31 protein-coding genes are annotated in these 19,773 nt (G+C 34.3%); 29 read left to right on the forward strand and 2 right to left on the reverse strand.

Annotated elements, in window-relative coordinates:
- The first annotated feature begins 282 nt into the window (after positions 1 to 282).
- The 7 genes from Q8X41_RS19280 (at position 283) to Q8X41_RS19310 (ending at position 4,447) form a co-directional block, all read left to right on the forward strand.
- Positions 283 to 558 carry a hypothetical protein gene (locus Q8X41_RS19280; protein WP_397537847.1) on the forward strand — a complete coding sequence of 92 codons (276 nt, stop codon included), beginning with the start codon at positions 283 to 285 and terminating at the stop codon, positions 556 to 558.
- An 11-nt stretch (positions 559 to 569) separates the two neighbouring features.
- Positions 570 to 761: a hypothetical protein gene (locus tag Q8X41_RS19285; RefSeq protein WP_397537848.1), complete on the forward strand. Its 192-nt coding sequence runs from the start codon at positions 570 to 572 to the stop codon at positions 759 to 761.
- A 73-nt stretch (positions 762 to 834) separates the two neighbouring features.
- Entirely contained in the window at positions 835 to 1,731 is an 897-nt protein-coding gene (locus Q8X41_RS19290) for a hypothetical protein (RefSeq protein WP_397537849.1), read from the forward strand.
- A complete protein-coding gene (locus tag Q8X41_RS19295) occupies positions 1,709 to 2,503 on the forward strand; it encodes a PD-(D/E)XK nuclease-like domain-containing protein (RefSeq protein ID WP_397540308.1) in 795 nt (264 codons plus the stop codon). The genes Q8X41_RS19290 and Q8X41_RS19295 overlap by 23 nt, the downstream gene beginning before the upstream one ends.
- 179 nt (positions 2,504 to 2,682) lie before the next feature.
- On the forward strand, positions 2,683 to 3,465 hold the full coding sequence (locus Q8X41_RS19300; protein WP_397537850.1) for a DnaD domain-containing protein: 783 nt from the start codon (positions 2,683 to 2,685) through the stop codon (positions 3,463 to 3,465).
- Positions 3,410 to 4,234, forward strand: coding sequence for an ATP-binding protein (locus tag Q8X41_RS19305; RefSeq protein ID WP_397537851.1), 825 nt, complete (start codon positions 3,410 to 3,412; stop codon positions 4,232 to 4,234). Before Q8X41_RS19300 ends, Q8X41_RS19305 begins: the two co-directional genes overlap by 56 nt.
- Positions 4,235 to 4,447 carry a hypothetical protein gene (locus tag Q8X41_RS19310; RefSeq protein ID WP_397537852.1) on the forward strand — a complete coding sequence of 71 codons (213 nt, stop codon included), beginning with the start codon at positions 4,235 to 4,237 and terminating at the stop codon, positions 4,445 to 4,447.
- 51 nt (positions 4,448 to 4,498) lie between these two features.
- Here the strand turns inward: Q8X41_RS19310 and Q8X41_RS19315 are convergent, their stop codons facing one another.
- Positions 4,499 to 4,813 (reverse strand): excalibur calcium-binding domain-containing protein, encoded by a 315-nt coding sequence (locus tag Q8X41_RS19315; RefSeq protein ID WP_397537853.1) that lies wholly within the window; start codon positions 4,811 to 4,813, stop codon positions 4,499 to 4,501.
- Positions 4,814 to 4,967: 154 nt separating this feature from the next.
- Here Q8X41_RS19315 and Q8X41_RS19320 point away from each other — a divergent pair, with 154 nt between their 5' ends.
- The 5 genes from Q8X41_RS19320 to Q8X41_RS19340 all read left to right on the forward strand — a co-directional run bounded on the left by Q8X41_RS19320 (position 4,968) and on the right by Q8X41_RS19340 (position 8,271).
- On the forward strand, positions 4,968 to 5,135 hold the full coding sequence (locus tag Q8X41_RS19320) for a hypothetical protein (RefSeq protein WP_397537854.1): 168 nt from the start codon (positions 4,968 to 4,970) through the stop codon (positions 5,133 to 5,135).
- Between the two features lie 370 nt (positions 5,136 to 5,505).
- Positions 5,506 to 5,691 (forward strand): DUF3954 domain-containing protein, encoded by a 186-nt coding sequence (locus tag Q8X41_RS19325; RefSeq protein ID WP_397537855.1) that lies wholly within the window; start codon positions 5,506 to 5,508, stop codon positions 5,689 to 5,691.
- A 150-nt stretch (positions 5,692 to 5,841) separates the two neighbouring features.
- On the forward strand, positions 5,842 to 6,543 hold the full coding sequence (locus Q8X41_RS19330) for a hypothetical protein (RefSeq protein ID WP_397537856.1): 702 nt from the start codon (positions 5,842 to 5,844) through the stop codon (positions 6,541 to 6,543).
- Positions 6,544 to 6,810: 267 nt separating this feature from the next.
- On the forward strand, positions 6,811 to 7,617 hold the full coding sequence (locus tag Q8X41_RS19335) for a hypothetical protein (RefSeq protein ID WP_397537857.1): 807 nt from the start codon (positions 6,811 to 6,813) through the stop codon (positions 7,615 to 7,617).
- 174 nt (positions 7,618 to 7,791) lie between these two features.
- Complete coding sequence (locus Q8X41_RS19340; RefSeq protein WP_397537858.1) at positions 7,792 to 8,271, forward strand: hypothetical protein; 480 nt, start codon at positions 7,792 to 7,794, stop codon at positions 8,269 to 8,271.
- Positions 8,272 to 8,332: 61 nt separating this feature from the next.
- Here Q8X41_RS19340 and Q8X41_RS19345 read toward each other — a convergent pair whose 3' ends face one another.
- Positions 8,333 to 8,518 (reverse strand): hypothetical protein, encoded by a 186-nt coding sequence (locus Q8X41_RS19345; protein WP_397537859.1) that lies wholly within the window; start codon positions 8,516 to 8,518, stop codon positions 8,333 to 8,335.
- A gap of 115 nt (positions 8,519 to 8,633) precedes the next feature.
- On the opposite strand from Q8X41_RS19345, the gene Q8X41_RS19350 reads away from it, so the two are divergent.
- From Q8X41_RS19350 to Q8X41_RS19430, 17 genes are all read left to right on the forward strand, one after another.
- Entirely contained in the window at positions 8,634 to 9,167 is a 534-nt protein-coding gene (locus Q8X41_RS19350; protein ID WP_397537860.1) for a hypothetical protein, read from the forward strand.
- 110 nt (positions 9,168 to 9,277) lie between these two features.
- Positions 9,278 to 9,994 (forward strand): hypothetical protein, encoded by a 717-nt coding sequence (locus Q8X41_RS19355; protein WP_397537861.1) that lies wholly within the window; start codon positions 9,278 to 9,280, stop codon positions 9,992 to 9,994.
- Between the two features lie 67 nt (positions 9,995 to 10,061).
- Positions 10,062 to 10,919 (forward strand): terminase small subunit, encoded by an 858-nt coding sequence (locus Q8X41_RS19360; RefSeq protein WP_397537862.1) that lies wholly within the window; start codon positions 10,062 to 10,064, stop codon positions 10,917 to 10,919.
- On the forward strand, positions 10,919 to 12,127 hold the full coding sequence (locus Q8X41_RS19365) for a PBSX family phage terminase large subunit (protein WP_397537863.1): 1,209 nt from the start codon (positions 10,919 to 10,921) through the stop codon (positions 12,125 to 12,127). The genes Q8X41_RS19360 and Q8X41_RS19365 overlap by 1 nt, the downstream gene beginning before the upstream one ends.
- Positions 12,128 to 12,135: 8 nt before the next feature.
- Positions 12,136 to 13,512 (forward strand): phage portal protein, encoded by a 1,377-nt coding sequence (locus tag Q8X41_RS19370; RefSeq protein ID WP_397537864.1) that lies wholly within the window; start codon positions 12,136 to 12,138, stop codon positions 13,510 to 13,512.
- A 3-nt stretch (positions 13,513 to 13,515) separates the two neighbouring features.
- Positions 13,516 to 14,526, forward strand: coding sequence for a phage minor head protein (locus Q8X41_RS19375; protein ID WP_397537865.1), 1,011 nt, complete (start codon positions 13,516 to 13,518; stop codon positions 14,524 to 14,526).
- 60 nt (positions 14,527 to 14,586) lie between these two features.
- Positions 14,587 to 14,763 carry a hypothetical protein gene (locus Q8X41_RS19380; protein WP_397537866.1) on the forward strand — a complete coding sequence of 59 codons (177 nt, stop codon included), beginning with the start codon at positions 14,587 to 14,589 and terminating at the stop codon, positions 14,761 to 14,763.
- A gap of 255 nt (positions 14,764 to 15,018) precedes the next feature.
- A complete protein-coding gene (locus Q8X41_RS19385) occupies positions 15,019 to 15,600 on the forward strand; it encodes a DUF4355 domain-containing protein (protein ID WP_397537867.1) in 582 nt (193 codons plus the stop codon).
- Positions 15,601 to 15,617: 17 nt separating this feature from the next.
- Positions 15,618 to 16,583 (forward strand): phage major capsid protein, encoded by a 966-nt coding sequence (locus Q8X41_RS19390; RefSeq protein WP_397537868.1) that lies wholly within the window; start codon positions 15,618 to 15,620, stop codon positions 16,581 to 16,583.
- A gap of 50 nt (positions 16,584 to 16,633) precedes the next feature.
- Entirely contained in the window at positions 16,634 to 16,903 is a 270-nt protein-coding gene (locus Q8X41_RS19395) for a hypothetical protein (protein ID WP_397537869.1), read from the forward strand.
- 1 nt (position 16,904) lies between these two features.
- The gene (locus Q8X41_RS19400) at positions 16,905 to 17,234 is read left to right on the forward strand and encodes a phage head-tail connector protein (RefSeq protein WP_397537870.1); all 330 of its coding nucleotides are present in this window, start codon (positions 16,905 to 16,907) and stop codon (positions 17,232 to 17,234) included.
- Complete coding sequence (locus Q8X41_RS19405; protein WP_397537871.1) at positions 17,221 to 17,550, forward strand: phage head closure protein; 330 nt, start codon at positions 17,221 to 17,223, stop codon at positions 17,548 to 17,550. The genes Q8X41_RS19400 and Q8X41_RS19405 overlap by 14 nt, the downstream gene beginning before the upstream one ends.
- A complete protein-coding gene (locus tag Q8X41_RS19410; protein WP_397537872.1) occupies positions 17,547 to 17,966 on the forward strand; it encodes an HK97-gp10 family putative phage morphogenesis protein in 420 nt (139 codons plus the stop codon). The genes Q8X41_RS19405 and Q8X41_RS19410 overlap by 4 nt, the downstream gene beginning before the upstream one ends.
- A 4-nt stretch (positions 17,967 to 17,970) precedes the next feature.
- Positions 17,971 to 18,390: a DUF3168 domain-containing protein gene (locus Q8X41_RS19415; protein ID WP_397537873.1), complete on the forward strand. Its 420-nt coding sequence runs from the start codon at positions 17,971 to 17,973 to the stop codon at positions 18,388 to 18,390.
- A gap of 3 nt (positions 18,391 to 18,393) precedes the next feature.
- Complete coding sequence (locus Q8X41_RS19420) at positions 18,394 to 18,924, forward strand: phage major tail protein, TP901-1 family (protein ID WP_397537874.1); 531 nt, start codon at positions 18,394 to 18,396, stop codon at positions 18,922 to 18,924.
- 63 nt (positions 18,925 to 18,987) lie between these two features.
- The gene (locus Q8X41_RS19425; RefSeq protein WP_397537875.1) at positions 18,988 to 19,443 is read left to right on the forward strand and encodes a tail assembly chaperone; all 456 of its coding nucleotides are present in this window, start codon (positions 18,988 to 18,990) and stop codon (positions 19,441 to 19,443) included.
- Positions 19,444 to 19,535: 92 nt separating this feature from the next.
- A complete protein-coding gene (locus Q8X41_RS19430) occupies positions 19,536 to 19,763 on the forward strand; it encodes a hypothetical protein (protein WP_397537876.1) in 228 nt (75 codons plus the stop codon).
- Positions 19,764 to 19,773: the final 10 nt, after the last annotated feature.

Consider the following 19,773-nt stretch of genomic DNA (forward strand, 5'->3'; position numbering starts at 1 on the left):
ATCATCGGAGGAATCGGTTTATGTTCATAAAAAAACTGACTAACTTTTGGAAGAAGTTAATCAGTCACGGATTTAGTCAAACCTAATATTTTATGTCCAAATATTATTATAACACGACAGGGTAACTCCTGTCACGAAGCACATAAAATCGCAAACACAATATGTAGTATTTATACAAATGGCGATATGGAGCGTAGCAACTTCATGTTCTTGAGTGTGGAAAGCTCAACAACTTATGCGTTTCGTGATGCGAGTTAAGAGCATCGGAAAGTAGGTGTAAACATGACAGATATAATCGGGCGTGTTGCTGAGCTAGTAAATGAGTTAAAAGATATCAAAGAAAAAGAAAGTGATTTTGCTATCACGATTGATTGCGTCAGCGAAGGAGTTCAAATAGGTAGACCATCAAATTTTTTCGAACATTTCACAGATTATGATATTACAACTCGAATTGGAGCGTACCCATATCGAGCTTCTGTTGAAGTTGATGGGATTGAGTTTTTCACACTATTAACTGCTACTGAGTATAACAAATATGTACAAATAAATGCGTCATAGGAGGTTTGATTATGTTAGAAAATCCAATGGTTGCAGGATTAGGATATGAAGAAACTTATGCATCTCCAGTTGGAAGATGTAAAGAATGCAAAGACTTAGTGTTTCAAGGTTATGAAGGTGTAATTTTTGAAGATGAAGTATTCTGTTCTACTTCTTGTCTTGAGGATCATTTAAAAAAGGTTGGAGTTATTCGGGAAATATAAAAAGACCACTCGCACAAGTGGCCCTGATAAAACATATTTACGATATCTTATCACAAACAAGGAGGAATATTCAATGAACGACTTATCTAATCAATATCAGCAGCAACAACAATTTCAAGTGCAAGGGGTACTAGCACAAGCTAGTGCCTCTAGAGAAATGGAAGAAGTCAAAGGTCAAATTTTCATGGCAAAATCATTTCCACGAAATATTTTTCAATCCGAACAACGAATTATAGATAATTGTAAGCGTCCAGCATTAGCACAAGTAGCAATGTATCAATATTCAAGAGGTGGACAACGAGTAATAGGGCCATCTATCAGATTAGCAGAAGTGTTAGCACAAAACTGGGGTAACTTAGCGTTTGGGATTCAAGAATTAGAACAACGGAATGGTGAATCAGTAGCAAAAGCTTATTGCTGGGATTTAGAAACAAACGTACGACAAGAAAAAGTATTTACTGTTAAACATTCCATGAAAGCGAAAGGCAACATTAAACAATTGACAGATCCACGAGATATATACGAAAAAGTGGCAAACGACGGTGCCCGTAGATTGCGTGCTTGTATCTTAGGAATTATCCCAGGGGACATTATTGATAAAGCTATTGAAGAATGCAACAAAACACTACAAGGGCAAAATAATCAACCTTTAAAGGAGCGTATATCATACGTTTTAACGGGGTTCAAAGAGAATTATCGAGTTACACAACAAATGATCGAAGAAAAGCTTGGGTACAATGCGGAATCATTTACGGAACATGATTATGCTGAACTAATTAAAATTGCTAACAGTTTAAAAGATGGTATGTCAAAAGTTGAAGATTGGTTTGATAAAAACGCAGGTAAAAAAGAATCTAGTGGATTAGCTAATGCATTTAGTGAAGCTAAGAAAGAAGAAACCCCAAAACCTGAAAGGAAGGTAGAGGAGGTTCCTAAAGTTGACAACAATGAAATTAGCTTTGAACAGTGAGAATTACTACTCACAAGAGGCAAACCGAGAGTATTTCTCGGTTTCCCAATTCAAAAGCATGATGCAATGTGAAGCTTCAGAAATTGCGAAGTTAAATGGAGAATATCAAGAACCTTTTTCAAGTGCCTTAACAGTTGGTTCTTACACACACGCAGCATTCGAAAGTGAAGATACATTCAATCAATTCTGTGAAAAAGAACATGACTCAATTTTTAAAAGTCGTGGCGGTAAGTATTCGGACTTTGTACAAGCAGATAGCATGATTGAAACCCTTAAAAATGATGAATTTGCAATGTTCGCACTAACTGGAGAAAAAGAACAAATATTCAAAGGACATTTATTCGGTGCTGATTGGAAAATCAAAGTCGACAACATTAATCTTCAGCAAGGGTTCTTTAGCGATTTAAAGACTACACAAAGTCTTTCTAAACGTTATTGGAGTGAGAAGTATCAGAAGTATGTTTCTTTTGTTGAAGCCTATGATTACGTTCTTCAAATGGCTATCTATCGTGAAATTATTAAGCAATCAACGGGATTTGTATTAAAGCCCTACATCGTGGCTGTAACAAAGGAAAATCCACCAAATAAAGCAATACTTCACTTCGATGATTCACGTTTTGACTTCGAGTTAGAGTATGTAGAAACGATGATACCAAGCATGATCAATACTAAACAAGGACAAGCCAAACCAATTCGTTGTGAAAATTGTGCTTATTGCAGAAGTACAAAGAAGCTATCTAAAACGTTTGAAATTGGCTACTTAATTGACTAATGAACACTCAAAGAAAAGTAGTCTTACCAACTTGGATATTTGAACAGGCACAGGGGAATACGGATGAAATTAAACTATTAGTTCTTGAGTACATGAAAAGGTATGAGGGATATCGAGTTATTAAGGTTAGCAAAGGTTTAGCGATATGCGAAAATAACAGGATTTAAGGGGGTTCAAGAATGGGAATCATGCGAGTCGCTAAAAATAACAACTACACAGTAATGAATCGCACCGCACTTAACGACACACGGCTCTCATGGAAAGCGAAAGGAATTATAGCTTATATGCTGTCAATGCCAGATGATTGGGTGTTCTATTTTGATGAATTAGTAAAACATTCCACGGACGGCAAAGCATCTTTTAGAGCAGGATTTAATGAATTAAAAACATGCGGATATGTAGAACGTAGACCTATACGACAAGGACAGCGTATTAAAGAATGGGAAACAATCGTACATGAAATACCACAGGATAATTCTCTACTTACCGATTTTCAACATGTAGAAAAGCAAGAAGTTGAAAAGCAAGAAGTAGGTTTTCAAGAAGTAGAGAATCGAACACTACTAAGTACTGATATTAACCAAGTATTGAATAAACCAAATACTGATAAATTACTAAGTACTGACAACAACCAACAAGAAAGTCGGTCGTCGTTGTCATCTCAAATCTTTGAATTAATAGAATCAAATAATTTTGCTGCACTTAATTCGTATACATCTCAAGAAGTTGAATACATGATTAAAGACACATCCGAAGAATTAACATTAGAGGCATTTAAAATTGCTATCGATGAGAATAAACGAAAGCTTAGTTATGTAAAGGGAATCATTCGCAACTGGAAAAGTGCAAAGCTAAAAACGTTAGCTGACTTAGAAAAATATGAATCTAGTAAACGAGGTGAACAAAATGGAACAACTAGTACATCAGCTCCAAAGCAATATTCTGACGGCGTTAACTTCTAATGAATGCTTAAAGCACGGCAAACCAATGCCTATGATGATGATTGACGGTATAGAAGTTTGTCCTAAATGCGAACTCGAAAAGGAAGATGCAAAGTTTCGTAAAAAAATGTCAGATGAAGCAATTGAACGTGAACGGGATAAGCGGAGAAACACATTGTATTATCGTTCTCTCTTTAGAGACAAAACCATAAAAGCTGCAGGATTCAAAAATTATAAAGTAAGGGCTTCAGAAGAAGGAGAAAACTTACGTTTAGCGAGACAAGCAGTTACTCATTACAAAGCTAAAAAGGTATTTACAACTTTGTTCCAAGGTGAAACTGGGGCAGGAAAATCACACTTAGCAATGGCAATCGTTAGAAATCTCAATGAAACATTACAAGATGTTGAGTGTGTGTTCGTGAATGTAAGAAGCATGATCATGGAAATTAAAGATTCGTGGAAAAACAATGATAATCCTCATACATCTATGTATTTTGTGTATTTACTTTCGAGAGTGGATTTCTTGGTCCTTGATGATTTAGGAAACGAAAGTTCAGATGATAAGGCGAATAAGACGGTTTTAGAAGTTCTGACAGAAGTTTTAGAGTCTCGCCAGGATAAAGCAACCATCATCACAACGAATTGCACAAGAGAGCAACTAGAGAAGATTTACACTAAAGCACTTATCTCAAGGACTCTTAAAAATACAGCGATTATCAAATTTGAACACACAAATGACAAACGAATCAAACAGTATGATTTAGATTCGCCAATAGAGGAGGGAAATTAAATGACTGTAACCAATGAAATCAAATACATCGTAGACCAAATCGTCATTGCATATTGCCAGTATCAAGAGTTCAAAGAGAAAGTATTCAGTGACAACTTTGAAAGTTATGTGGCTCAATTGATGCATATTTCAGGTTTTGATCGTGAAGGTGCTTTGAAGTATGTAGTTGATTTCTTAGCGGAACAAAGCAAAGTGATAGTGGTGGTTGCGTGACAAGAAATAAAAAGAGATACATCGCTAAAAGATGCATCTCGTAAATAATAATTATTTTTCACATGCAATATTATCATTATCTCTATCTAAATCAGAATTGTACTTAACAGCTTTATTATAGATTTTTTTTGAAACTGTTGCACGGGAAGTTTTATATACTACACTGCCATTTCGTTTGTGAACAGTATCTTTAGTTTTGGATGATATTCTTACGCCATGAGGATATTTAGCGTTAAATGTTTTACAACTTGAATAGATGCTTGCGGCTTGTGCATTATCATCATTGTTATTTGTAACTATTGAAGCACCCAAAATTGTAGTAAAGGTTAATGCAGTAGCTATGCTATATTTCACTATTTTGTTCAAAATAATTCCTCCTAAACGTTTTTATGACTTAATAATATACTGTTTTATAAAGTAAATATATTAAAAATACCATTTATTTTATAATTTTATGATTATATCCAAAATTATTTAAAGATAACCAATTACATAGAATATTTTTTATAAGGAGATTACTATGTACATTATGATTAATAGAAAATCTAAACTATCAAAGGAAGAACGAAAAGCAATGGAGGAATATCTTGAGATTATTAATATGACTCGGAATGGATTCTATAACCACTGGTGTGATGAACGATTGGAAGATGAATATAACAAATTCGCGAAAGGAAGTGCATCATGAGTGAATTTTCAATAAAAAAACACGTTTGAACGGCAATTCAAACGTGTAACTAAGAAAAGTGTTGTGAGTAGACGGTTGGCAGACCGTCTAGCTCCATGTTTACCAAATTGTTAATAGTTTATACGGTCTAGAATCTTAAAAGATTCGAGTTTTAATAAAAAATATTAAAGTGGTGAGATAAATGATTTCTAGCATACGTAACGATGCATTAGATCGGCAACGATTGCTGTTTGCATATAGATGCACTGGATGTCCATACAGAGATTCTGAGAAATATACAAGTGAATGTTTACGTTGTCCGATAAGGGATGAATTTTTAGAAATCGGCGAGATTTTGGATAAAACTATTAGATCAGCGGGGTGAATGCTCTTGGTTAGAAAAATAGATGAAGATTTAATCGCAGAAATCGATTTACATGAAAATGCTGTGTATGTAGTATGTGACGGTCAACTTAAAGTTGTGGACCCGCCACCTACGGGGTACGGAAAGCAAGAGATTAGCTGGCAGAAAGGGATGCCTACTCATAGTGAGATTAAGTATACTCAGAAGTTTTGAAATATAAAAGTTTTTGTTGAGATGATTAATCAAATTAATATTTCGTGGTTTGTCAGTATAATCTTTAAAATAAAAATAAATTGGTGTAAAGTATTTACATTTAAATAAACCTTTTGTAATGTTTAGGTTAATACAAAAGGAGGACTGAACTTGTTCTATTTAATAATTACTTTTTTATTACCAATAATATTAAGTATTTTAACTGCAATAGTAGATGATAATAGTGCTTATATGGGTTTATTATTAGCTCTAACATTTTTTTCTTATGGACTATCAGTAATTTTAATCATTTGGGGTGTCATAGATAATAATGAGAAAAAAAGTGAGGCAATTAATGATAAATTTGGTGAAGCTATCTGGAAATTTAAACATTTAAACGAAACAAGATGTTTTGTCTCACCCAAAAAAATTGCAAGAATTGGAATGGATACTGAAAATAAGAGAGTAACCATCATACAAGGATATTATGTTAATGAATACGATTACAATTCATATTATTATAAAGATCATATTATTGATTTTAATAATATAATGGAGACAGAAATTATACAAAATGGTGTATTGATAACCGAAACATCAAGAGGTTCGCAATTAGGTGGAGCTATAGTTGGTGGAGTCTTAGCAGGTGGGGTTGGTGCAGTTATTGGTGGACTCTCAGGAAGTACAAAAACAGAAGAAGAAACTAAGAGTATAGAATTAGGGATATTTGTAAATGATTTAGAGAATCCATACTATAAAATTACATTTTATTCACAATACAGCAGTGAGGCAGAAAACATATCTAAAGAACGTGCATTACAAGAGTGTAAAGAATGGTTCAGTATTTTAAAATATATTATTAACCAGGATTAAGATTTACACTTTGATTCTTTTCGCTATTTATATAAAAACATTCATATCATAATAATAAGCATACTGGATTAACTCGGAACACTGAATCTACGCATTTTCGCGTTTATTTGGTGCTCTTTTTTATTTACCTAAAAAAAGGGGGGGTGATGGAAAAAATCACATTTAAATCACAAAAAATAGTTCAAATTATTCAATATTTAGGTATAATTATCTAAAAGGAATGTGTGTATTGAATATATTAAATAAAAGTAGGTTAGAGATTGTAAAATGATAGTAAAATTAAAAAGGATTAATTCAATTATAGGAAAATTGGCAAATGAAATATTCGTGACTTGGCCAAAGAAAATATGGGGAAATAAGATATTAAAACCTATTATCATTATTTTGGGAGGTTTGTTTTTATTCTTATTTTTCGCTATTTTATTCCCTGACCTAACTAAATTATTAGGTAATTTGTATTCGATTATTCTTATGTTTTATTTTTTACAGTGGTATTTTAACATTTCGAGTAAAATTATTAATAAAAAAAGAGAAAAAGCATTTGAAAATGAGGCAGCTAAAAACGATAATTCCAAATTATATCATTGGATTTCGAAGAGTGAATTGTTTGAAGAAAGTTTTTATGAATGGTTAAGTAAAGAATCTTGTAATAGTTTAACTAAAAATCTTAAATTACTAAAATCAGAAATAATCCTAAGTGTTGGAGATAATATATTTGATTATTATATTATAAAAGACTACTTGGTTTATTATTCAAAAAATAACTTTCTATATAAAATCTGGCGTTTGATAGTACCTGTATTCACAGGTGTTTTAGGAAGTTTGCTTTTAAAAATACTAACAGTAGATAAACTTTTAAACTACATACTTCAAAAACAAAACCAAACTCAAATGAATTTACCAGATAAATCTATTATGATTTTAGACATTAGCTCTACTGTAACTTTTGGTATATGTATAATAATTTTTATTAGATCAGAATTGACTAAAAATAAAAGAATAATTGATTTATTAATAAATATAGTAAATATAATTATTAAGGAAAAAGAAGGTAAATTAAAAATAAGTGAATAATGTTCTACCAGTAGGTTGGAGGACAATATATGATAATGCTATATAAAATCTAATAATTATGATAAAATATTCTAATAATAAGCTTACTGGAACAACCAGGGGCACTGAATTTACGCAATTACTGCGTTTATTTGGTGCTCCTTTTTTATTTAGAATTAGATTGGAGTGATCACTTTGCTACTTGCAGATACAACCAACAAAGTTAATGAAATGATTAAAGATTATATGATGATGAAAAAAGAAATTGCAAGACTGGAACAAATTATTTTTGGTTATTCAGTACCGATGATTAATTGGGGAGTAGCACAATATGGAATGGACGCTGCAATGCCAAAATGTTCAAGCGGGAAAAGCAAAGCGGAGTTAAAACAAATGGATCTACGAGAACGCAGACAACATAGTCGCCTATTGATTTTACGTTCAAAAGTAATGATTCTAGAAAGCTATACTGATAGTTTTTCAGATTTACCAACAAATATTATTTATGATCGCTTACTTGATGGTTGGACTTACAGAGCTATTGCTGAAGAATTAAGTGTTAGTGTTACTTATGTAAAAGATCGCAAGCACCATATCATGGATGTAATTGTCAGCGCACAGAAAGCACAAAACGCACAAAACGCACAAAAAGACCACTTTTTGCATGCACAATAATTTACAGTGTAAACTTGGAGGCAGGTCGGCGCGTTGAATTCTTCCCTGGTTAGAAGAATATCTATGTTACTACCTTACGGTAGTTAAAACAAACCGACCAACCAACCCAAGAAGATAATTTCCGTTGGTTATACTCTGCTAAAATGGAGTGCATCTGATATAAGCGAATAATACGAAGCATTGAGTATCCAAAACGTTGATCGTAGGCTTGACGGTATTGTTCGTTTATATGAGATGTGAATCTCAATGCAACTAATCTCCCCTTATTGGACATCTTTATGGTGTCCTTTTTATTATGTTTATCAGATATGTAATATACTTCCTATAAATTATTTTTGTATAATTAAATCGGAGGTGCTGAAATGACTCAAAATACTCAAGAAAATACTGAAGATAATAAAATTTTTATCATTAATGTTATCGAAATGACAAAAAAAGATGATAAAAAGTTAAAGGAATTCATTGATGGAAACTTTATTCCGGAAAAATCAGATTTTGGTTCAGAAGCAATTTATAAAAATATTGAAGCAATAAAAAATATGGACAAGAATCAGCAATTATTAGTAAAAGCAAGGGCTAAACAACTTGAGGAGAATAATGATGCATCTAAATATATGCCTGCATTTGTAGCAATAATTACAGCTATTATTTCAATATATAAGCTCCTTATAGATTATTCAGAAAAAATTAATCCCAAAATTACTAATATCATTATGGGAATATCGATACTAGGTACAAGCATCTTAGCTATAATAGCATTATTCTTAGTGCTTAATTCATATAAAAGAAGAGCAACGGGAATATTTTTTAATTCACTTTTAAGTAACTTAGAGTTTGTTAAAGAGTCAAAATCAGATAAAGAACAAAATTTAGATCAAAAGTATAATAAATATTAGAGTAAAAGGTTAAATTTTTAGCATCCTTTGTGATGCTTTTTTTGTTTATCAGATATGTAATATACTTCCGCAATATAATACTTTATATTGTTTGTGGGAGGTTTAATAAAATGAAATCATTTAAAAGTAATAGAGTAATAATTATATTAATTGTTTTTCTTGTTGTTGCAATTCCAATAATAATAGGCCAAATAATAAGAATTCCGCTTGGAAATTGGACTATAGGTGATGAAAATTCTTGGGTATCTTTTTTTGGAAGTTATATAGGTGGTGTACTTGGAGGAATCGTTGCATTTGGAGTTGCATGGATTCAAATAAATAATTTAAAAAAAGAAGTTATAGAGAATAGCAGAACATTTTTGTCTAGTGCGACTCCTGTTAGAAAATTATCTTCAGATAATGTCAATAGAAGAGAAAAGTATAGAGTGCTATTAACAGATGATTTTGAAGCTATGAGTGCAGATGATAAAGATATTCCCTATTACTCAGTAGTTCGATATGGTGGAACTGATGTGGTATGGAATTGTTCGCTTCAAGCGACAGTCGGTAAAACGATGGACTTTATTGAAACAGATACAATTAAGGTTTGGATTGACTACTTTGAAAAAGATGAAGAATTATTAATACCTCTCTGTTCCAAAAAATTAAAAATGCTTCAACCCTTTATAAAAGAAATAGAAGTAACATATGAAACTGAAAAAAAAGAAAAGATGAAGTTCTACCAATCGGAAAAAAAACAAATAAGGCAACATTACATAATTGGTGAAGGTGAAGAAGAATTAATACACGAAATTGAGGTAAACAATACAAGATGGATCGAACGTTAATCCTTAATTTCTAAAATTTTTTAAAGGTATTTTACAATTCCTTTTTATCAGGAGGTGGTGTGAATGAGTGGCTGAAAAATATAAGCTAGCTGAGAAAGACTACAATGCTGGTATGAAGTACAAAGACATAGCAGCTAAATATGATGTATCCCTTAATACGGTAAAGTCATGGAAAACACGCAAATGGGGTAAAGAAAAAGAAGAAAAAAGTGTGCACACAAAACAAAAAAGTGTGCATACAAGAAATAAAGAAAGTTCAACAAAAAAAGAAGCCACTGAATCGGTTGATATTTCCCTTAATGAAAATGGTGAATTAACTGATAAACAGTGGCTTTTTTGTATGTATTATACAAAGTATTGGAATGCAACGAAAGCTTACCAGAAGGTGTATGAATGTGATTACATGGCAGCATCAGTTAATGGTAGCAAAGCACTCAGAAATACTAAGATTCGTGATGAAATTACACGTATTAAGAAAGAAATTGCTAACGGCATCATGATTGAGTCTAGAGCAGTACTTCAAAAATGGATTGACATTGCTTTCGCTGATATAACCGACTATGTTTCCTTCGGTAAAAGGGAACAGCAGGTTGTTGGAATGTATGGCCCCCTAGTAGATAAGAAAATGAAAAAGCCAATAATGGAAACAGTCAATTATGTAGATCTAAAAGAATCTACGCAAGTTGATGGAACTATCGTAACCGAGGTTAAACAAGGTAAGGACGGTATTTCCGTTAAACTTGCTGACAAAATGAAGGCACTGGATTTCTTGACCAAATACACGGATATCCTCAATGAAAACGAGTTGAAGCAACTCAAAGTAGAAAAAGAACGAATAGCAATTAGCAAGTTGTCTAGTGATAACGGTAGTTCACAAGAATCCGAAATTGCTAAAATGTTACGTAAAATGGCTGGTGATGAATAATGGCCGAGCTAACACCAAAGCAAAAAGAGGTTATGGACAGCTTTATCAATGAGAAACCTAAAATACTTGTTGCCAGTGGCGCAAAACGAGCAGGTAAAACATTCGTGTTTATACTGCTTTTTTTAATGCACATAGCAAAGTACGAGGGGCAAGGGCTATCATTCATCATCGGTGGTGCTACTCAAGCGAGTATACGTCGTAACATCTTAGATGATATGGAAGCGATACTCGGTAAAGAGTTGAAGTTGAATAAATCGAATGCCGTCACAATTTTTGGTAACAAAGTTTATTGTTTTGATGGTGCGCAATCAGATAGTTGGAAAAAAGCTCGTGGTTTTACTGCAGCAGGAGCATTGCTAAATGAAGGAACAGCACTTCACGATATGTTCGTGAAAGAAGTTATTTCACGTTGTTCCTACAAGGGTGCTCGTATTTTAATTGATACCAATCCAGAAAACCCGGCACATAGCGTTAAAAAGGATTATATCGACAATGACGGTCAAACATTAGCGAATGGTCGATTGAATATAAAAGCTTTCAATTTCATATTGTTCGATAATATCTTTTTGGATTCTGAGTATGTAGAAAGTATTGTTGCTTCAACTCCAAGCGGAATGTTTACTGATCGTGATATTCACGGTTTGTGGGTATCTGCTGAAGGTGTTATCTACAAAGATTTTAAGAAAGATGTACATTATATCTCACAAGAGCAGTTTGAAAATGTTAGACATAAGATTGTTAAATGGTTTGCTGGTGTCGACTGGGGTTATGAACACTTTGGTTCTATTGTGGTCCTTGGTAAAACATCAGACGGAACAATTTATCTTGTAGAGGAACATGCTGCACAACATGAGGAAATAGATTATTGGGTGGATATAGCTAAAGGGATTAAATCTCGATATGGCAATATCCTTTTTTATTGCGATTCTGCTAGACCTGAACATGTTCGTCGTTTCCGTCGAGAGAAAATTAAAGCGTTAAATGCTGATAAAAAGGTCGTTGCAGGCATTGAAGAAGTGGGAAGGCTGTATAAATTGAAAAAGTTTTTCATCGTTCGAGATGCCATTAAACGTTTTGATGATGAAATTTATATGTACGTATGGAATGAAAAGACTGGTGAGCCTGTGAAGTTATGGGATGACGTACAGGATGCCATTCGATACGGAATATATACAGAAACTAGACCTCAAAATAGAAAAGGGGAGTAGGTGATAACATGAAGGATTTTATTGGTGCAATTAAAAAGAACGGAATAACACCAATTCTAATAAAAGAAATGATTGAAGTGCACCAGAATGAACACAACCGTATGATTGCACAGTACGAGCGATACAAAGCAGATGCAGTGCCTATTCAATCGCGTAAAACGATTGAGTATGAGGACTTTGAAACAGGCGCTATTAAACGAATTGATAACAAAGTCAATAACATGCTCAATAATAGCTTTGATAGTGACATCGTGGACACGAAAGTTGGTTATATGTTCGGTATTCCCATTACTTATGATATGGATCGTGGGGAGAGTAAATCAAATGTACAGCCTCCATTATTAACTGAGATGGAAACGTTCAATATTCGTAATGCAGTTGAGGATAAGGATAGCGAATGGGGTAAGAAAGCTGCAATTTGTGGTTATGGCGCTCGTTTAGCTTATATCGATACAGGAGGCAATGAGCGAATAACGAACATCAATCCTTGGGAAGTGTTTATTTTATCAGGAACTAGCGACATCACAGAGCCAACTTATGCAATGCGTTATTTCATAACTTCAACTGAAGAAGGTGAAGTGTATAAAGCGGAGTTCTATGATGAAACAAAGACTTATTACTTCCAATCAGATAACAAAGGTGGTTCATATACATTAATTGATGAACAAGAAAATCTATTCGACTTTGTCCCATTATTTGGACTTCCTAACAACGAAGAGCTTAAAGGCGATGTAGAGAAAGTTTATAGCTTAATTGATGCATACGACAGAACACTTTCAGATGCTTCAAATGAGATTGAACAGTATCGTCTAGCATATTTAATTCTTCGTGGTGTAGGAATGGATGAAAAAGATATTGAAAATCTTAATAAGTCAGGGGTATTTGAACTTCTTGGAGATAATGACGAAGTAAAATACCTCACGAAAGATATCAATGATCAAATGATTGAAAATCACCTTGATAGATTAGAAGAAAACATTCTTCGTTTCTCTCAATCAGTTAATTTTGGAGATGGCACATTTGGTACTAGCGTCACAGGAATTGCTTTGAGATATAAACTCATGGCACTTGAAACAAAATGTATGACGATGGAGAGAAAAATGAGTGCAGCGCTTCGTTACCAATTCAAGGTATTGTGTTCTTCATGGTCTAAACGTGGTAAGTGTAGTAATGAGGATTATCTAAAGGTATTTTTCACCTTTAAGCGTAACATTCCAGTTGATCTATTATCTGAGGCGCAAGCTAACCAGGCATTATTAGGCCTTGTATCAGAACGCACTCGTTTAAGTGCATTGACCATTGTTGATGATGTTCAGTATGAGCTTGATGAAATGAAAAAAGAGAAGGATGCCTATAGCGAGAGTTTAGGAGGGTTAGGTGATTAACCTATGAACCAACAAGAAATTAAACAAGAAATCGAAAAGCTAATCCAAAAGGTTGAATCAGATATTGAATTAGTCTTTTCTTTGCGTTTACAGAACATTTTAGATGAACTGAATAAAATGTATATCAAGTTTGTTAAAAGCGATGAGACAAGCTATACAGACTTAAATAAGTACAATCGATTATCGAAAGAGCTAGATAACATAGCTACAGAGTTATCAGAGGATTATAAGAGCATTGTTAGCATGATAGCAGAAATGAATGAAACAATTTATGTAGAGAATTACTTGAAAACAGCATATCTTTTTGAAGTGTTTGCAAGTACTGAAATGGGCTTTGCTCCACCAGCTAAAAGCCTTGTACAAATATCATTAAGGAATGCTATTAAGTATCTAACTTTACCTTTAGTGCTTGAAAGGCATAGGAACGAAATCGTTCATAGGTTAAATATTGAAATATCACAATCATTAATTGCTGGTGAAGGATACTGGAAAATGGCGAAGCGTATTGAAAATGCAGTCAATTTCAGCAAGAAAAAAGCTAGGACTGTTGCTAGGACTGAGGGAGGTCGCGCACTATCTCTTTCAGATGAACAGGTATATAAACAAGCTAGTAAATATGCAACTGTCACGAAAGTTTGGTTGTCAGCACTTGATAATGATGTCCGAAATGCTCACAGAAAACTAGATGGTGAGAAAGCTGATAAAAACGGTTATTTCCACTTTAAAGGAATGAAAGCCAAAGGACCACATCAATGGTATGTAGCTAAGATGGATATAAACTGTAGATGTGTAGTTATTTACCTTGTAAACGGAATGCTTCCAGAACTTCGGAGAGGTAGAGATTATCGCGATGCCAACTATCAACAAAAGCTTGCAGATCGTATTGATAAATACATGGAAGATGGCCTTACTTATGCAAAGGCACTTAAGAAGGCTCAGAAAGAGGTTAAACCACCAAATGTTGTTGTTCCGGTCCAAACATATGAGGAGTGGGAGAAGAAATTTGTTGCGTAATTCCATACAATCTACTAATTTCCATTATACTTAAATGAGAAGATAGTAGGCGGTGAGGTAATGGCAGACGAACAAGTGAAGAAACTTCAAGAAAATGGCCAAGGTTGCTTAGCTAATCTTGAGGCTTTAGGTGGTTGCTTCTTTATGAGTATTATCGGGATTCCAATAATCCTTATTGGTGGTTGGTTCCTATGGGAAATCATAAAGTTTTTAATATTCGAGATGGATTGGGGTTAAGTCGTTCTAGCGAACGGCTTTTTATTATGCATAGAGGAGCGATATGAATGGGAAAGGAGTTTAAATAATGGAAAACATTTATGAACATCCTTACTGGACGTTAATTTTTATTTGTGCAATCGGATTTTGGATCACTGCATCATTATCTAATTTTGAAAAGAAATAATACACGTCTTTGAGCAATAGACATTAAACAGGCTTTTTTTATTATGCGTTCTGTGGGTAAAACGTGCAGAGGGCCAAGGAGGAATTGAAATGAAATACGATTTAGATCAGTTAAAAGCATTGGTTGAAGGTGGCGACAAAGCAACACTAGACACTTATTTATATAAGGCTATCGAGAAAGAAGATGTTGCGTTGGTACAAAAGGTCAATGCAGATGTTCGTAGTGCAATTGATTCTGAGAAAGATGTGCATTCCAATAAATCACTAGAAACATGGAAAGCGAATAACCTCGAATCTTTAGTTGATGATGAAGTAAAGAAACGTAATCCTGAAAAAACACCGGCTGAAATTGAACTAGAAAAGCTGAAAAAGCAATTCGAAGAATCAGAAAAGGCACGAGAACGTGAAAAACTAATGAATAACGCTATTAAACTAGCGAACGACAAAGGATTGCCTGTTGATGTATTAGATTTCTTCATTGCTGATAACGAGGAAAATACAACAGCGAATCTTACAAAGTTTGAAGAAACATTTAATAAAGCAGTACAAACACAAGTAGAGTCCAAATTTAAAGACGGTGGACGTATTCCTGAACCATCTAATCCAGGTGGTGGAGGTTCAACTGAATCTATCAGAGACATGGCAAAATCGGTAAATATCCGAAATTTCTAGGAAAGAAGGAGAAGTAAATGAAAACAAATGTACCATTTAAGCCTTTAAAGTTAAACATTCAATTTTTTGCTGGTTTTAATCTAGCAAACGTATTATTGCAAGATGCAGTAACAGGGGCTGTACCTAAAGATGAAGGAACATTGGTATTAAAAGACTTCATGCAGCAATCAGCTATTACAAAACTTGCCAAGTTTGAAGAAATGACAAAACCAGAAAAAGAATTCACTTATTTAGCTACAGGACCTGGAGCATATTGGGTTGGTGAAGGTGAAAAGATCCAAACATCTAAAGCTACATGGCTAACTGCAAAAATGAAATCTAAAAAACTTGGTGTTATTATTCCAGTTTCAAAAGAGTTCTTACGCTACACAGTAAAAGATTTCTTTAATCAAATGCGACCTGCAATTGCTGAAGCTTTTGCAATTAAATTTGACCAAGCTGCACTATTTGGTACAGCCTCACCTTTTGGTACAGGTGTATCCGTATTTGAACGTGCAACAACAGCTGGTAACATTCTTGCTCATGACGATGCAGGGAAACTTTATGATGAATTGAATGGCATTTTAGCACTTGTGGAAGATGGGGATAAAGATGTGAATGGTTTTACTACTATCCGTCGTTTCCGCCAAAAATTACGTGGTGCTAAAGATAGTAATGGTCTACCAATTTTTAATGATGCAACTGCAGGTGCAACTTCACAAGCGCTTGGTTTACCAATCGGTTATGTAGATGCGAAATCATGGGATTACACAAAAGCCTTGTTAATGGCTGCCGATTGGAATATGGCTCGTTACGGTATCCCACAAGGCATGGAATATAAAATTTCAGAAGATGCAACATTAACAACAGTACTTGGTGAAGATAACGAACCTATCAATTTATTCGAACGTGATATGTTTGCACTACGTGTTACTCAACAAGTCGGATTCATGACGTTACAAGATGAATCATTTGCAGCAATGACACCAGACGTTACAGCTTAAAAATTAGGCGACTAGATGTCGCCTTTATTTTAATTTGAGGAGGAATTTAAGTGGCTAATTCAGTGACAGTTAAAAAGGGTAAGAAAGAATTAGAAGTATCCGAAAAGGCATATCGAGTTTATTACAAAGATCAAGGCTATGAATTGGTGGATGGTGAAGTAACTCAACTAGATGGTGATGTTGATCTATTTGCATTATCTAAGGAAGAACTAGAAAAAATTAAAGTTGATGACTTAAAAGCCTTTCTAGACAAAGAAGAAATTGATCATACAGGAAAAACAAAAAAGGATGAACTTATCGCGTTGATTGTAGGTGAATAATTTGGCATTTCCTACAACAGAACAATTAGAAGAATTGAAGGTTATTGCAAAAGTTAAAACAGATAAGGATGATGAGTACGTTCGAATAATGGCTAATTTGCTATTAGATCATGCTATTGAATATTGTAATAACAAGTTCGATGAAGAAAATTTACAAGGTGGAGTTAAAATATTTATCGGGCAAGGAATTGAGTATAATCTTAAAACTCAAAGAGGTTTGACTTCGCGTAGTATGGGTTCAGTTAGCTATTCATACGCTACTGATTTTCCAGAATCCATTTACAGTGTTTTAAGACCTTTCAAGAAGGTGAGGTTCCATGCATTACGATGAATTCCCACATGAAGTAGAAATATTCCATATTACAGAAGGTGTCGAGGATGATTCTGGAGGTTTTACCGAAGGTGGTCCAGAAACACTTTTCGCGATGGAATGCTTTGTTGATACACCGTCTTCAGACGAGCAATACACAGCTATGCAGTTGAAAAATACATTCGATAGGTATTTGTATTATCCATACGAGTACAAGCTGTTAAACAAGTATTTTGTGCGTTTTGAGGATGTTGAATATGAACTTGTTGGCAAACCTATGGACCAAGGTGGAGCAAATGAAATCTATCGTGTAAAGCTGAAAGAGGTCCCGTTATGACAATAATTCGTTTTGGTAGCAAAGAGCTTGAACGGGCGATAAATAAATGGTCTGAAAAGATTGAAAAAGAAGTTAAACGTATTATTCATGAGACAGCAATGCTCATACAGAGTGAGGCAAGAGCGCTTGCACCAGAAAGCTCAGGATTTTTACGACAATCTATTGTAGTCGATACGTCTGTTGATGGATTGACTGCTCTTATCTCTGTCGGAGCTGACTACGGAATATACATCGAATATGGTACAGGTATCTATGCGACTAATGGAAACGGAAGAAAAGACGGTTGGGTTTTCTATGACGAGAGATATGGTGAATTTGTATTTACTAAAGGGATGAAAGCACACCCCTACTGGTTTCCAGCTATTGAAATCGGGAGAAAGTATTATGTTCAAGAAATGAAAAAGTTAGGGCGGTGATTAAATGTCATTAGCATTCGCGCCTACTCAGAAAGCAATATTAGATAGGTTGCGTGGAGACGGCAATATCACGAGCCTACTCAATAAAGCTGATAAACAATCAGGAATATATGATTATGTAACTGAATCAACTCCATACCCGTATGTAGTCGTTGGTGAGCCAAGTATAGATCCATTTGGTGTAAAAAATAATGATGTAGCCGATTTAACAGTTACTCTTCATATTTGGAGCAACTACAAAGGTAATAGTGAGGCTTATAAGATTTTATCTGCTGTTCATGAAGCCTTTATATACAAACTAGCTGTAACAGGCTATAAAACAATAAAAACGTCATACAGTGATGCTCGTGTCTTTACAGACATCGATGGTATTCACCGTCATGGCGTTTTTACTTTGAAAATATCACTAGAAAAGGAGAAATGATAAATGAAGAACGGTAAGGATACGATTCTCTTAGTACAACCGGTTGATGTAGTATTTGGTACGGCAGCGCTTGTTATTGCCAACCAAACAGAATCAAGTTATTCACTTGAAACAGATATGAAAGATGAACAAACGAAGTTCGGCCGTATCGTTGGTTATGGTAATAACTCAGAATCATTTGAGTTTAGTGCATACGGAGAACGTAAAGACGAAGGGCAAATGGCTGTTATCAATGCTATTCGTAATAAAAAGCAGTTGAAAGTATGGGAAGTTGATGTTCAGCTTAGCGATGACAATAAACATGATGCGTTATTTGCTTATTGCATTGTTGAATCTATTGAACGTTCAAACTCTCAAGATGGTTATGAAGAAGTATCAGGCACGTTACAAGTTTATGGTACAGCAAAAGAAGGTAAGATTGATAAATTACCAATTGAAGTCATTGAATTTGGTCAATATGGATTTGAAAAACCAGGCGAATATCAAGGTGAAGCTGATGATCGTAAAGCTGCACCAACTGGACTTAAACAATAATAACTAGGCGAGGGCTTTTTGCTCTCGCTTTTTAATATCTAAAAAAATGGAGGAATCGCAAATATGGCTACATTAACAATTAGTAAAAAAGATTATGAGGCAAAGCCGTCATTCGCATTTTTAAAACATGCAGATAAACAATATGGAACATTTAACGAACAAACAGGCAAGTTAGAAAACGGTCTGATAAACATTTTGACCGGACTTGTTGGTGGCGATGTAACATTCTTACCAGCCTTTTGGGATAGTGCATTAGCTCATTTAGCTAAAGGAAAACCATCTCTCTCAGAAATTGAAACAGCTTTAGAAGAACGTATTGATCAAGACGAAGATACAGAACCATTGCTAAAAGAAGCATACAAGGTTATTCAATCATCGGGTTTTTTCAAGAAACAGGTTCGGGAGTACTGGGAAGCGTTCGAACAAGCGAAGGACTTCGGGAAAACGGACGAAGAGAAAGCGGAAAACAAAATGATGTACGACCGCATGATGAAATCGAAGGCAGAAATCGAGGCATAGACTTCGACCGCTTAGAAATTGATGCGGTTCAATATCTAAACATTGTTGATCTAACGTATTTATACAGTTTGACCTTACATGAGTATAACAACTTGATGAAAGGTGCTATGTTACGTGACATCAAGAATTATGAAGACATGTCTGTACAAGCGATATTTATAGCTAGAGCGCAAAATGAAAAGCGTGTGAATGTTAAGAAGTTGTTTAATGCAGATAAGACTCGCCGTGAAATCTTAGGCATTCAAGAGCCTCCGAAAGACTTCACACGACATAGAAAAGCACAAGAAGCAATGAAGCGAATATCACTAAAAACATTGTAAAGGAGTGAGA

This window comes from Rummeliibacillus pycnus, assembly GCF_044359855.1.
Classification (GTDB): domain Bacteria; phylum Bacillota; class Bacilli; order Bacillales_A; family Planococcaceae; genus Rummeliibacillus; species Rummeliibacillus pycnus_A.

Bases quoted from the DNA above. Each gene is read 5' to 3' on its own strand.
- Q8X41_RS19280 (WP_397537847.1), top strand. From the start codon at position 283: ATGACAGATATAATCGGGCGTGTTGCTGAGCTAGTAAATGAGTTAAAA.
- Q8X41_RS19285 (WP_397537848.1), top strand. From the start codon at position 570: ATGTTAGAAAATCCAATGGTTGCAGGATTAGGATATGAAGAAACTTAT.
- Q8X41_RS19290 (WP_397537849.1), top strand. From the start codon at position 835: ATGAACGACTTATCTAATCAATATCAGCAGCAACAACAATTTCAAGTG.
- Q8X41_RS19295 (WP_397540308.1), top strand. From the start codon at position 1,709: ATGAAATTAGCTTTGAACAGTGAGAATTACTACTCACAAGAGGCAAAC.
- Q8X41_RS19300 (WP_397537850.1), top strand. From the start codon at position 2,683: ATGGGAATCATGCGAGTCGCTAAAAATAACAACTACACAGTAATGAAT.
- Q8X41_RS19305 (WP_397537851.1), top strand. From the start codon at position 3,410: ATGGAACAACTAGTACATCAGCTCCAAAGCAATATTCTGACGGCGTTA.
- Q8X41_RS19310 (WP_397537852.1), top strand. From the start codon at position 4,235: ATGACTGTAACCAATGAAATCAAATACATCGTAGACCAAATCGTCATT.
- Q8X41_RS19320 (WP_397537854.1), top strand. From the start codon at position 4,968: ATGTACATTATGATTAATAGAAAATCTAAACTATCAAAGGAAGAACGA.
- Q8X41_RS19335 (WP_397537857.1), top strand. From the start codon at position 6,811: ATGATAGTAAAATTAAAAAGGATTAATTCAATTATAGGAAAATTGGCA.
- Q8X41_RS19350 (WP_397537860.1), top strand. From the start codon at position 8,634: ATGACTCAAAATACTCAAGAAAATACTGAAGATAATAAAATTTTTATC.
- Q8X41_RS19355 (WP_397537861.1), top strand. From the start codon at position 9,278: ATGAAATCATTTAAAAGTAATAGAGTAATAATTATATTAATTGTTTTT.
- Q8X41_RS19365 (WP_397537863.1), top strand. From the start codon at position 10,919: ATGGCCGAGCTAACACCAAAGCAAAAAGAGGTTATGGACAGCTTTATC.
- Q8X41_RS19370 (WP_397537864.1), top strand. From the start codon at position 12,136: ATGAAGGATTTTATTGGTGCAATTAAAAAGAACGGAATAACACCAATT.
- Q8X41_RS19375 (WP_397537865.1), top strand. From the start codon at position 13,516: ATGAACCAACAAGAAATTAAACAAGAAATCGAAAAGCTAATCCAAAAG.
- Q8X41_RS19380 (WP_397537866.1), top strand. From the start codon at position 14,587: ATGGCAGACGAACAAGTGAAGAAACTTCAAGAAAATGGCCAAGGTTGC.
- Q8X41_RS19385 (WP_397537867.1), top strand. From the start codon at position 15,019: ATGAAATACGATTTAGATCAGTTAAAAGCATTGGTTGAAGGTGGCGAC.
- Q8X41_RS19390 (WP_397537868.1), top strand. From the start codon at position 15,618: ATGAAAACAAATGTACCATTTAAGCCTTTAAAGTTAAACATTCAATTT.
- Q8X41_RS19405 (WP_397537871.1), top strand. From the start codon at position 17,221: ATGCATTACGATGAATTCCCACATGAAGTAGAAATATTCCATATTACA.
- Q8X41_RS19410 (WP_397537872.1), top strand. From the start codon at position 17,547: ATGACAATAATTCGTTTTGGTAGCAAAGAGCTTGAACGGGCGATAAAT.
- Q8X41_RS19415 (WP_397537873.1), top strand. From the start codon at position 17,971: ATGTCATTAGCATTCGCGCCTACTCAGAAAGCAATATTAGATAGGTTG.
- Q8X41_RS19420 (WP_397537874.1), top strand. From the start codon at position 18,394: ATGAAGAACGGTAAGGATACGATTCTCTTAGTACAACCGGTTGATGTA.
- Q8X41_RS19425 (WP_397537875.1), top strand. From the start codon at position 18,988: ATGGCTACATTAACAATTAGTAAAAAAGATTATGAGGCAAAGCCGTCA.